This window comes from Paenibacillus sp. CAA11 (genome assembly GCF_003060825.1).
Lineage (GTDB): Bacteria > Bacillota > Bacilli > Paenibacillales > Paenibacillaceae > Fontibacillus.
In genome coordinates, this window is sequence record NZ_CP028922.1 from 1810234 (window position 1) to 1822306 (window position 12073).

A 12073-nucleotide genomic window follows, 5' to 3' on the forward strand; every position below is an offset into this window, starting at 1 on the left:
TCTGTTGAGTGGAGATCTGAAGCAGTTACAGCACAAACTTCAAATTCAATTTCATGACCGGCAGTTGTTAAAGCAAGCTTTCACCCACGCTTCTTATGTGAATGAGCATCGCTTCAGTCAGCACTCTGATAACGAGCGTCTGGAGTTCCTAGGAGATGCGGTGCTGGAGCTTACGGTTTCGGAATATTTGTATCGCCTATTTCCCGATCGGCCAGAAGGTGAGCTGACCAAGCTTCGGGCTTCTATCGTCTGTGAGCCTTCGCTGGTAAAATTTGCCGAAGGTCTTGATTTTGGGCAATATGTGCTTCTGGGTAAAGGGGAAGAACTGACTGGAGGACGGACCCGTCCAGCGTTGCTGGCGGATGTGTTTGAATCTTTTATTGGTGCTCTCTATCTGGACCAGGGCCTTGATCAGGTGATTGAATTCTTAAATCGTAATATATTCCCACAGCTCGTCTTGAACGGCAAAATGCAGATCACGGATTATAAGACTGAACTGCAGGAGCTGACGCAGCATCACAATTTAGGGGTGCTGGAATATCGAATTGTGGAAGAACGTGGACCGGCGCATGAACGTGAGTTCGTGTCCGAAGTATATATGGAAGGCCGCAGGCTAGGCAGGGGCGCCGGGCGCTCTAAGAAGGAAGCAGAGCAGCAGGCTGCTGCAGTAGCACTTGAGGAGCTTCGGGCAGCAGAATAAGTTTTGTCCAGGGACACCGCCCAAGAGGCGGTGTTCTTTTTTTGCTGTGAACAGGGGTAAATAAAGGCTTCGAGAGCAGCGGCTTCCAGCTTTTGAACACGCTCTACAACAAGGCTGCGGCTGTGTTACAATAGGCGTTAGAGGTGATTAGGATCGTATGTTTTTGAAGAGGATCGAATTGGCGGGCTTTAAATCATTCGCTGACAAAACCGAGATGGAGTTTGTCCGCGGAATTACGGCAGTAGTTGGCCCTAACGGCAGTGGAAAAAGTAATATCTCTGATGGGATTCGCTGGGTGCTAGGTGAGCAAAGTGCGAAATCTTTGCGCGGCGGGAAGATGGAAGATATTATTTTTGCCGGGAGTGACGCGCGCAAGGCCGTGAATTATGGTGAAGTATCATTAACGCTCGATAATACGGATCACGCGCTCTCCCTGGACTTTAGCGAGGTGACAGTCACTCGCCGGGTTCATCGCAGCGGGGACAGTGAGTATTATATTAATAAGCAATCCTGCCGTCTCAAGGACATTACAGAGCTGTTCATGGACACCGGTATCGGAAAAGAGGCTTATTCGATCATTGGTCAGGGCCGCATAGAAGAGATATTAAGCACGCGGTCGGAAGATCGGCGGGGAATTTTTGAAGAAGCTTCCGGTATCGTCAAATATAAAACCCGTAAGCGGGATGCTAGGAAAAAGCTGGACGATACGGAGCAAAATCTGCTTCGCATTCATGATCTGGTCAGTGAGCTAGAGGATCAAATCGGACCTCTTAAGGAGCAGTCTGAGAAGGCACTGCATTATAAGGAGCTGCGCGAGCAGCTAAAGGTCAAGGAGATCTCCCTATATGTGTTCCAGATTGAGCGTATCCATGAATCGTGGAGTGAAGCGAATCAGAAGCTGGACAAGCTGAAGGAAGAACAGCTGGCCTTGTCCACTATTGTTTCTGCCCACGATGCCAAGCTGGAGAAAGAAAGAGTGGCACTCAAAGATGTTGAAGAAGAGCTGGAACGGCTTCAACGTAATCTTCTGGAATACAGTGAGAATTTTGAGAAGAGCGAGGGACAGAAGGAAGTTCTGAAGGAGCGCTTCAAGAACCTTGAGCAGAATCGGCTTCAGCTTCAGCAATCGATAGAAGCGAACGAGGAGGTATATCACCGCCGCTCCCAAGAACTTGATGCAGCCAAGGAGAAGTATGAAGCTGCACGGAAGCTGCTGGTTGAGCTGCGTCAGGAGCTGTCAGCAGAGGAAGCCAAGCTGGCAGGGGTAACGGGTGGAATTAGCAGTGCACAGGAAGAGAGGCTTAAAGGCAGCCTCTTAGAGGTCATGAATGACATGGCACAGGCGCGCAATGATATTCGCAGCGCGGATCAGCAGAAGGAGGCCATCGAGAAGCGGATGGCTAAAGCCGAGGAAGACGGCACCAAATGGAATGAAGCTCAGGCGAAACTCTCTTCAAGCCGGGCAGAGCTGGAGAAATCACTCAAACGCTTGGCGAAGGAAATTTCGGATCTTCGCAGTAGCTATATTTCTGAAAGCGAGAAGGTCCACTCTTTGCAAAAGTTGGCCGAGGAGGGCCGTGAAGGGATCCGCAAATGGGAACAAAAACGCGAGGCATTAGTCTCACGCAGGGATACTATGAAGGAAATGCAGGATGATTATGATGGTTTTGCGCACGGGGTTAAAGAAGTGCTCAAGGCCTCCCGCAAATCAGTTCTGCAAGGAGTGCATGGTGCAGTAGCGGAGCTGATCTCAGTACCTCAGAAGCTGGAAATTGCTGTGGAGACCGCGCTCGGGGCTGCGATGCAGCATATTGTTATGGAGAACGAGGCGGTGTCCCGCCAGGCGATTTCCTTTCTAAAACAGCGTCAGCTCGGCCGCGCAACCTTTCTTCCGCTCGATGTTATTCGTCCCCGCCAGATTTCCGCTATGGACAAGCGGAATATGGAAGAGGCGGAGGGCTTCATTGGCATCGGAGCTGAGCTGGTGGGCTATGATGCCAGGTACAGCGACATTGTGGGGAGCTTGCTCGGGAATGTCGTATTTGCGGATACGCTTGAGCATGCCAATAAGATGGCAGCAAGAGGACAGTATCGATTCAGGGTTGTTACGCTGGAAGGCGATGTAGTTAATGCCGGGGGCTCCATGACGGGAGGCAGCCAGCATCGTAAGAACAGCAATCTGCTGGGCCGCGGACGCCAGCTGGAACAGCTGGATACAGATATCCGTCAAAGTGAAGAAATGATTGCGAAGCTTAAAGAAAGTCTGACGGACATTCAGGCCCAGATTCGCAAAGCTGAAGAGCAGCTTGAGCAGCTGCGCGAGCTTGGCGACCGTAAACGCAGTGAAGAGCAGGGAATCGCAGGCGATATGAAGCAGCTGGATCATGAATATCGCCATGTCACCGAGCAATTTGAGCTGTATGGTCAAGAAAAGGATCACTATCTGCAAGAGATCGAAGAGCAAAAGCAGCTGCGTGCAGTTGCAGAAGAGAAGCTGGTGAAGCTGCAGGACGAGGAGCAGACCATTCACCAAGCGATTCAGGCCGCCGAGTTTGCGCGTAAGGCCAGTGAGTCGGCGAAGGAGGAGCTGCAGTCCCAGCTGACCGATCTGAAGATCCGCGAAGGTAAGCTGGATCAAGAGACGCTGTCTTTGCAGGAACAGCTTGATCGGCTGCAGGAAGAATGTACAAGCCGCGGCAAGGAGCTGGAGCAAAGCCGCAGGATTCTGGCTTCCATTGAAGCGGATCTGAAGAATAACGAACGAGAAAGCGTCCGGCAGACCGAGGACTTGAATTCCTATAAGCTGAAGAAAAGCCAGGCCAGTGAACAGCTGGAGCTCAAGCGTGCGGCTCGTATTTCACTCTCCCGTATTCTGGAGGAAGGCGAGAACGAGACGAAGGAGCAGCGTGCGGCACTTCGCGCTGTGGAAGAACAGCTGCGCCAGACCGAGATCCAGGCTAACAGACTGGATGTAGAGCTAGATAATATTCTGAAAAAGCTGAGTGAGGATTATGAGCTCAGCTATGAGATGGCAAAGCTTCGCTATTCGGTTCCAGAGGATGCAACCATGGTTCAGGATGAGGTCAAAGAGCTCAAAAAACGCATTTCGGCGCTTGGTGAAGTGAACCTGGGTGCAATTGAAGAATATGAACGGGTGTCTGAACGCTATGAGTTTCTGAGCGAACAGAAGAACGACCTGGTTGAAGCCAAAGCTACCTTATATCAGGTAATCAAGGAAATGGATGATGAAATGTCGAAGCGCTTCAAGTCTACCTTTGATGCAATTCGCCGTGAATTTGTTATCGTGTTCTCCAAACTGTTTGGCGGAGGAAGAGCAGATTTGGTGCTGCTAGACCCGGAAAATTTATTGGAAACCGGAATTGATATTGTTGCACAGCCGCCAGGGAAGAAGCTGCAGAATTTGCAGCTGCTCTCCGGAGGCGAGCGTGCGCTTACTGCCATGGCGCTGCTGTTTGCCATTTTGCAGGTGAAGCCGGTTCCGTTCTGCGTGCTCGACGAGGTGGAGGCCGCGCTGGATGAAGCGAACGTGGTCCGCTTCGCACAATATTTACGCGAGTTTTCCGAACAGACGCAATTTATCGTCGTGACCCATCGCAAAGGAACGATGGAAGAAGCCGACGTCCTCTATGGAGTAACTATGGAAGAAGGCGGCGTTTCCAAGCTCGTCTCCGTGAAGCTGGAGGACGAAGAGGCGGAAATTGCTTAAGGTGTACGAGCATGTCATAATAAGTAAGAATAGAGATTTTCAACCTTAGGAATTACAAATTCAGCATAAGAGCATACATTAGAATCAGGTAGGCGCTCACCTAACAGCGCCTCCCGGATTTATTAGGGGGATACACATGAGTTTCTTCAAGAAACTGAAGGAGAGCATCGCGGCCAAGACGGAGTCGGTAACCAAGCAGTTTAAGGACGGACTAGAGAAGAGCCGAAAGGGATTTGTTGAGAAGGTTGCCGACTTGATCACACGGCGCAAAAAGATTGATGAGGAGTTCTTCGAAGAGCTTGAAGAAATCCTCATTGGTGCTGACGTTGGGGTAAACACGGTTATTAAATTAATTGACGATCTTCGCGTGGAAGTGAAGAAGCGGAAGATTGAGGACGCTGCTGAGCTACAGCCTATTTTGTCAGAGAAGCTTGTCGGGCTGCTCAAGGGAGATCAAGATAACTCTCTGCGTATGAATCCTGATGGAATCACAGTTATTCTGTTTGTTGGGGTTAATGGAGTAGGCAAGACGACAACGATTGGCAAGCTTGCCCATCATTTCAAGCAGCAGGGCAAGAAAGTGCTTATGGCAGCTGGTGACACGTTCCGCGCAGGTGCGATTGAGCAGCTGGAAGTGTGGGGGCAGCGCGTAGGGGTTGAGGTAATTAAGCAGCAGGCGGGCTCAGACCCGGCCGCAGTGATGTTCGATGCTGTTCAGGCCGCAAAACAGCGCGGCGCCGATATTTTGCTCTGTGATACCGCAGGAAGACTGCAGAACAAGAGCAACCTGATGGAGGAGCTCAACAAGATTTATCGCGTCATCCAGCGGGAAATTCCAGGCGCTCCTCATGAGGTGCTGATGGTGCTGGACGCAACTACAGGACAAAATGCACTCAGTCAGGCGAAGTTGTTTGGGGAGAAGAGCGGTGTTACCGGACTTGTGCTGACCAAGCTTGACGGTACCGCGAAGGGCGGGATTGTCGTAGCCATCAGGCAAGAGCTTAGTCTGCCTGTGAAGCTGGTCGGACTAGGTGAGAAGATGGAGGATTTACAGAAATTTGACTCCGAACAGTTTGTACATGGATTGTTCGCAGGGTTGATTGCAGAAGAAGACAGCAAGGAAAACACAGTTCAATAAAGGGTAAAAAAGAGGCTTGGAAAGGAGCGATACTTATGGCGAATACGTACACATACTCCCGTAAGGAGGAGGTGGCTAACGCCATCACCCACGGGATTGGAGCTTTGCTTAGCGTGGCTGCTCTCGTGCTGCTAATTGTTTTTGCGAGTACGAAGGGAACCGGCTGGCATCTTGGAAGCTACATTGTCTATGGGATTACTATGCTGATGTTGTATTCCTGTTCAACCATGGTTCACAGTCTCCGTGAGGGAAAGGTAAAGGATCTGTTTGAGTTTTTTGATCACTCTTCGATCTATCTGTATATTGCCGGAAGTTACACACCGTTCTTGCTCGTAGCCACTCGCGGGACACTTGGCTGGACTTTGTTCGGCATTGTATGGGGAATTGCGGTGTTTGGGGTTGTATTTAAAGCATTCTTCGTGAAGAAATTCCTGTTCATGTCCACGATTTTCTACATTGGCATGGGCTGGCTGATCATGATGATTTGGCCTCAGCTCTTAGCGACTGTTCCTGCAGGAGGGATCAACCTGCTCGTTGCCGGGGGGGTTCTGTATACGCTAGGGACCGTGTTCTATGTATGGCGGGGCTTCCCTTACCATCATGCCATCTGGCATTTGTTCGTGCTTGCCGGAAGTGTGCTGCATTTCTTCGCCATTTTGCTGTATCTGCTTCCAATCCGCTAACCCGATTTATCCATATGAACTGCTGGTTGAAGAAGATGTTAAGTAATTATGCTTGACATCTTCTTTTGAGTTATGTATGATAAGGAACGTTGATATCGCTGTAAAGTGTTTTTCCTTGACGGAGGGAGTGCCCGAATTTGAGTCAAGAGAATCGGCTTGAGAAGACAAACCGGATCAACCTGTTGTTTGACTTCTATGAATTGCTGCTGACAGAGAAGCAGCAGACGTTCCTTAAATATTATTTTCATGATGATTTCTCGCTAGGCGAGATTGCTTCGGAATTTGAAATTAGCCGCCAGGCGGTATATGAACATATTAAGCGTGCAGAGCAGATGCTTGAACTGTACGAAGAAAAGCTGGGTTTGTTGGAGAAGCAGCAGCGCCGCAATGAACTGATCGGTAAGCTGGGCTACTTGATTGAAGCTAACATAATAGACCCGAAGCCTAAGAAGGAAGTTAAAGAGCTCGTGAGTGAGCTTGAAGAATTATAAATGATAATTAACGTAAGGTAGAATAGAGTAATTTAGATAGGAGGTGACCGGAGCATGGCATTTGAAGGATTAACATCTAGGCTGCAGAGCGTATTCAGCAAGCTGCGCGGCAAGGGCAAGGTATCTGAGGATGATGTCAATGAGGCGATGCGCGAGGTGCGTCTGGCTTTGCTTGAAGCGGACGTTAACTTTAAAGTAGTCAAAGAGTTCATTGCAAAAGTCAAAGAGAAGGCTGTCGGCAGTGAAGTGATGGAAAGCTTTACGCCAGGCATGGTCATCATTGACATAGTAAACAAAGAACTGACTCAGCTTATGGGCGGCAGCCAGGAGAAGTTGGCCAAGAGCACTCGTCCGCCAACCGTAATTATGATGGCAGGTTTGCAGGGTGCTGGTAAAACTACAACCTCAGCCAAACTGGCCAAGTTGCTTCTTAAGAACAATCATCGGCCGATGCTGGTAGCAGGCGATATTTATCGTCCTGCGGCGATCAAGCAGCTGCAGGTGCTGGGTGAGCAGATCAAAGTTCCCGTATTCGCGCTTGGCGAAGGGATCAGCCCGGTAGAGATTGCTCGCCAGGCCCTGGAGCAGGCCAAGGAGAATGGCAACGACTACCTCATTATTGATACTGCGGGCCGTCTGCATGTCGATGAGGCGCTGATGGAAGAGCTGCGTCAGATTCATGAGACGGTCAAGCCGGACGAAGTACTGCTTGTAGTTGATGCTATGACAGGTCAAGATGCAGTTAATGTTGCGGAGAGCTTTAACAACCAGCTGTCCTTGACGGGGGTTGTGCTGACAAAGCTTGATGGTGATACGCGTGGTGGTGCGGCCCTTTCGGTTAAAGCGGTAACCGGCTGCCCGATCAAGTTTGCAGCCCTTGGTGAGAAGATTGATGCACTTGAGCCGTTCCACCCGGAACGGATGGCTTCCCGGATTCTAGGGATGGGGGACATGCTCTCTCTGATTGAGAAAGCACAGTCTAACATTGATGCCGAGAAAGCAAAGGAAATGGAGCGCAAAATGCGTAACGCCGAATTCACATTCGACGATTTCCTGGAGCAAATGGATCAAGTCAAGAAGCTGGGGCCACTGGACCAGATCATGGATATGATTCCTGGCATGGGCAAAGTGAAGCAAATGAAGGATCTCAAGGTTGATGAGAAGCAAATGGGTCGTGTGGAAGCTATCGTTCATTCAATGACGAAGGATGAGAAGCAAAATCCTGATATGATTAACCACAGCCGCCGCAAACGGATTGCCGCTGGCAGCGGTACAAACCTTGCGGATGTCAACCGGCTCATTAAGCAGTTTGATGAAATGCGCCGTATGATGAAGCAGTTCTCTGATATGATGGGCGGATCCAAAGGCGGTAAAGCGGCAAAGATGCTCCGCGGTCTTCAAGGCAAGGGCGGCAAAGGCTTGAAATTTCCTTTCCGCTAAAAGCCGGTAGCGGTATGATATAAAAAGTTTGATTCTTGTAAGGAGGTGAATTTTTCATGGCAGTTCGTATTCGTCTGAAACGTATGGGTGCTCACAAAGCTCCTTTCTACCGTGTGGTTGTTTCGAATTCTCGTTCCCCACGTGACGGTCGTTTTATCGAGGAAATCGGTTACTACAATCCGGTCGCTGAGCCGGCAGTAGTTAAGATTGATGAAGAGAAAGCTCTTAAATGGCTTCAAGACGGTGCTCAAGCTTCTGACACTGTTCGCAACCTGCTCAGCAAAGCTGGCGTGTTGAAGAAGTTCCACGAGCTTAAGCAGCAGAAATAATGGCTGATTCGGAGGGTCCTCTATGGAACAATTAGTCGGCGTTATTGCGAAGGCTTTAGTTGATCATCCGGACGATGTCCGTGTGAACGTCGTGGAGAAGGAACATCTTGTCGTTTATGAGCTTACCGTACATCCCGAGGATGTGGGGAAGGTGATCGGCAAGCAGGGCCGGATTGCCAAGGCGCTTCGCACGGTAGTTACATCGGCAGCTGTTAAGATGGATAAGCGGGTAACCGTGGACATCATATCTTAAAGATATACGAAAGCGGGTTAGGATGCATGTCCTAGCCCTTTTTCGTACATGCTGAAGATTATCTCATTATGGATTTATGAACTGGGAGGAAGACATGTCGGAATCATTACTGACTGTGGGAAAGCTTGTTAATACACACGGTATTCGTGGCGAGGTAAAGGTACTGCTTAGCACAGACTTTCCGGAGGTCCGTTTCTCACCGAAGAGTGAGCTGATGATCATTGATCCTGAATCAGGAAAGCAGATCAAGGTAACCGTGGAGGCATCTCGTCCATATAAACAGACCTATATCGTCAAATTTAAGGAATATGGCAATATTAATGATATCGAGCGCTACAAGGGGTGGGATATTAAGGTACCCAAAGACCAGTCTGTAGAGCTTCCGGAGAACGAGTATTATTTTCATGAAATTATCGGGTGCCAGGTGGTTACTGATGAAGGAGAGACATTGGGCACGATAAAGGAAATTCTGCGTCCTGGCGCTAATGATGTTTGGGTCGTGAAGCTTGCTACCGGCAAGGATTTGCTGCTGCCTGTCATTGACGATGTAGTGCTTGATGTTAACGTAAAGGACAAGCTGGTCAAGGTTCATCTCTTGGAAGGACTGCTGTAATGATGCGTGTAGATGTACTGACTCTTTTCCCTGAAATGTTCTCGGGTGTATTCGGCTCAAGCATTCTAGGAAAAGCACAGGATAAAGGCATTGTTTCGTTAAACGCGATCAACTTTCGCGATTATTCGGAGAGCAAACACGGCACTGTGGATGATACACCCTATGGTGGTGGTGGAGGAATGGTATTGAAGCCTGAACCGATCTTCCGAGCGGTTGAGGATGTACTGGGGCTTTCTTCACAAGCTGGAGTTCCAGATCCGAGTGCGGTCGGCCGGCCTCCACGGATCATTCTGATGTGTCCGCAGGGCGAGACCTTTACTCAGTCTAAGGCGGAAGAATTGTCCGCAGAGGAGCATCTCATCTTTATTTGCGGCCACTATGAAGGATATGACGAGCGGATACGTGAGCATTTGGTTACGGACGAGCTGTCTGTTGGAGATTATGTCTTAACTGGGGGCGAGCTTCCTGCTATGGTCGTAATCGATAGTGTGGTTAGGCTTCTTCCGGGTGTTCTTGGCAATGAGACAAGCGCTGTAACGGACTCCTTCAGTACTGGATTGCTGGAGTATCCGCACTATACTCGCCCTGTAGAATTTAGAGGTTGGAAGGTGCCTGATATTCTGCTAAGTGGTCACCATGCCAACGTTGCCGATTGGCGGAGGAAGGAAGCGCTGAGAAGAACTTGGCAGCGTCGTCCTGATCTTTTACAGCATATAGAGCTTTCTGCTAAGGACAAGAAGTGGCTAGATGAAATTCGGGCTGAAGAGACAGCGGGCAAATAACCTTTCTAAATAAATATGGAAGATATACGTATGAAATCCCTACCTGATTCCAAGTGGAATAGGCCGGGATTTTTTTTCATATGATTAAAATTACCTTCCTCGTGGTATTGTATCATGTTGAGGCCAAGTTGGAGGCGAGAGAGGAATATGAAGACATTTGATCTGAAGAAAGCGAAATATGATCCGAAACAGGAAGAGCAGGTACGTCGGAGTTTTTTCAAAAAGTTGAAGCGAGCAGCCGGGAAAATTCCGTTCACCAAAGATATTGTAGCACTATATTACTGCGCAACTGATCCGAAAACCCCGCTGTATGTTAAAGGTATTGCACTTGCGGCTCTGGCTTATTTCATCAGTCCGCTGGATGCAATCCCTGATGTTATTGCAGGACTTGGGTTTACAGACGATGCGGCTGCGATTGTTACGGTGATGAAGGTGGTAGGCAGTCATATTACCGATGAGCATCGCGATAAAGCGAGTGCTTTCCTAAGTGGTGAAACGGCATCTAAATCAAAAATGTAGCTGAGGGGCTCGTAAATTGCTCCGAAAGGAGCTTTTTGTATGCAGAAGAGAAAGATGTTTTCAATTGGCTGCTATTAGGGTAAATCATATAGGCAATGTTAAAACTGTATGGCACCAAGCAAGTGGGAGGACTGAAATGATATGGAATCGCAATTATATGACAAGCAGGTCTTATCTTGTTCTGAAAGGCTAGCAAATCCTGATCAACAGCAGAATCCAACACGGCGGCTGCGTACCGTTAATGATATTCTCAACTATTATGCCAAGCGTAAACAATCTGCATCTCATAAAATGAGTTCATAGTTGGAAGAACTGTGAATATTAGCTCTGAAGAAGACACCCGCTTATTTGAATATAAGCCGGGTGTTTATTTATGGAAAAATAGAAAAAGAGCTCCTATACAGGAGCTCCTTGCGCTTAATAAATTTTAAAACCAGCATTAAGCAGATCTTGGCCATTCAAAACAACGGCACCTAAAGTTTTTTTGACGTGAATCGGTTTATTGTTGGAAATATAAACAATCGTGCTATCTCCATCATTTAATTGATCGCTATAGACGGAGAATAGTATAGAGCCATTACTTTTAATGTCATAAGCTCCCTTAGACCCATCAGCTTTTTGCACTATGGAAACAGAATTTAAGGATTGGAGTTCAGATAATGTTACCCATTTGTCTTGTTTGTGGTTTGATCTAAATTCAATAGCCTGGGCTGCACCATAGTATGCGGTTTTGTAATCGAAAAGATTAGCCGCTTCGCGAATAGGCACATAGGTTGTACCTTTATAAAGAATTACATTTGATGAATTACTTTTAATTTGACCATTCACGATGATTTTAAACTTAGAGATCGTTGCTTGGATCGTACTTGGAGCTGCTGCAGCAACAGATGCTGTTCCCAGTAAAGCACATGTAGCCAGTGAAATAATTATTTTTTTCATTATGTATTCATCCCCCTATAAAATGGCTGTATATCTTTATTTTATTACCCACCGACTAGGCAAATGAATAGTGATTGAGATTTAATTATAAAATTAAATATTTAATACTATTGATCTAATATAATTAGGAACATTCCAGGCAGCTGAAGGAACAATTTGGTACCTTGGAACGGTTATATCCATTGAAATTGTTAAATAGATATACGTTTTACAACATTTAGATGTTAAGTGTTATTGACTAAATATCCTTAAGGTCCCAAAAAACTGTGAAAAACAAATAAAAAAGGGGAGAGTTATTTGTTGAATTAATTTAGTGTTGAATAAGATTATCTTTGTGGTCTGCGTTATGAATAATGAAGTAATAAAATAACCATTGAGGTTGATACAGTTATTAAGCTAAGTGTAGTTGTGGTTAGAAATTTTTTTATTGTAGGACAGTCGGTAATATATTGCAAGGGT

The 12073-nt window shown here is 47.6% G+C and carries 13 protein-coding genes; 12 read left to right on the top strand and 1 reads right to left on the bottom strand.

Going from position 1 to position 12073, the window contains the following annotated elements:
• The first annotated feature begins 4 nt into the window (after positions 1-4).
• The 12 genes from rnc to DCC85_RS22930 all read left to right on the top strand — a co-directional run bounded on the left by rnc (position 5) and on the right by DCC85_RS22930 (position 10978).
• Entirely contained in the window at positions 5-700 is a 696-nt protein-coding gene (gene rnc, locus DCC85_RS08540) for a ribonuclease III (RefSeq protein WP_108465196.1), read from the top strand.
• 157 nt (positions 701-857) lie between these two features.
• Positions 858-4427 (top strand): chromosome segregation protein SMC, encoded by a 3570-nt coding sequence (gene smc, locus DCC85_RS08545; protein ID WP_108465197.1) that lies wholly within the window; start codon positions 858-860, stop codon positions 4425-4427.
• A 136-nt stretch (positions 4428-4563) separates the two neighbouring features.
• Positions 4564-5565, top strand: a complete 1002-nt coding sequence (ftsY, locus tag DCC85_RS08550) for a signal recognition particle-docking protein FtsY (RefSeq protein ID WP_108465198.1) — start codon at positions 4564-4566, stop codon at positions 5563-5565.
• A gap of 35 nt (positions 5566-5600) precedes the next feature.
• Positions 5601-6248, top strand: a complete 648-nt coding sequence (gene trhA / locus DCC85_RS08555; protein ID WP_108465199.1) for a PAQR family membrane homeostasis protein TrhA — start codon at positions 5601-5603, stop codon at positions 6246-6248.
• Between the two features lie 137 nt (positions 6249-6385).
• Positions 6386-6739 carry a putative DNA-binding protein gene (locus DCC85_RS08560; RefSeq protein ID WP_108465200.1) on the top strand — a complete coding sequence of 118 codons (354 nt, stop codon included), beginning with the start codon at positions 6386-6388 and terminating at the stop codon, positions 6737-6739.
• A gap of 54 nt (positions 6740-6793) precedes the next feature.
• Positions 6794-8179, top strand: a complete 1386-nt coding sequence (gene ffh / locus DCC85_RS08565) for a signal recognition particle protein (protein WP_108465201.1) — start codon at positions 6794-6796, stop codon at positions 8177-8179.
• Positions 8180-8235: 56 nt separating this feature from the next.
• Positions 8236-8508: a 30S ribosomal protein S16 gene (gene rpsP / locus DCC85_RS08570; RefSeq protein ID WP_108465202.1), complete on the top strand. Its 273-nt coding sequence runs from the start codon at positions 8236-8238 to the stop codon at positions 8506-8508.
• A 22-nt stretch (positions 8509-8530) separates the two neighbouring features.
• The gene (locus DCC85_RS08575) at positions 8531-8761 is read left to right on the top strand and encodes a KH domain-containing protein (RefSeq protein WP_108465203.1); all 231 of its coding nucleotides are present in this window, start codon (positions 8531-8533) and stop codon (positions 8759-8761) included.
• 94 nt (positions 8762-8855) lie between these two features.
• Positions 8856-9374, top strand: coding sequence for a ribosome maturation factor RimM (gene rimM, locus DCC85_RS08580; protein ID WP_108465204.1), 519 nt, complete (start codon positions 8856-8858; stop codon positions 9372-9374).
• 2 nt (positions 9375-9376) lie between these two features.
• Positions 9377-10156: a tRNA (guanosine(37)-N1)-methyltransferase TrmD gene (gene trmD, locus DCC85_RS08585; RefSeq protein WP_108467779.1), complete on the top strand. Its 780-nt coding sequence runs from the start codon at positions 9377-9379 to the stop codon at positions 10154-10156.
• Between the two features lie 147 nt (positions 10157-10303).
• Positions 10304-10675 carry a YkvA family protein gene (locus tag DCC85_RS08590; protein WP_108465205.1) on the top strand — a complete coding sequence of 124 codons (372 nt, stop codon included), beginning with the start codon at positions 10304-10306 and terminating at the stop codon, positions 10673-10675.
• A 141-nt stretch (positions 10676-10816) separates the two neighbouring features.
• Entirely contained in the window at positions 10817-10978 is a 162-nt protein-coding gene (locus DCC85_RS22930) for a hypothetical protein (RefSeq protein ID WP_159081822.1), read from the top strand.
• A 114-nt stretch (positions 10979-11092) separates the two neighbouring features.
• Here the strand turns inward: DCC85_RS22930 and DCC85_RS08595 are convergent, their stop codons facing one another.
• Positions 11093-11614: a stalk domain-containing protein gene (locus DCC85_RS08595; RefSeq protein WP_108465206.1), complete on the bottom strand. Its 522-nt coding sequence runs from the start codon at positions 11612-11614 to the stop codon at positions 11093-11095.
• Positions 11615-12073: the final 459 nt, after the last annotated feature.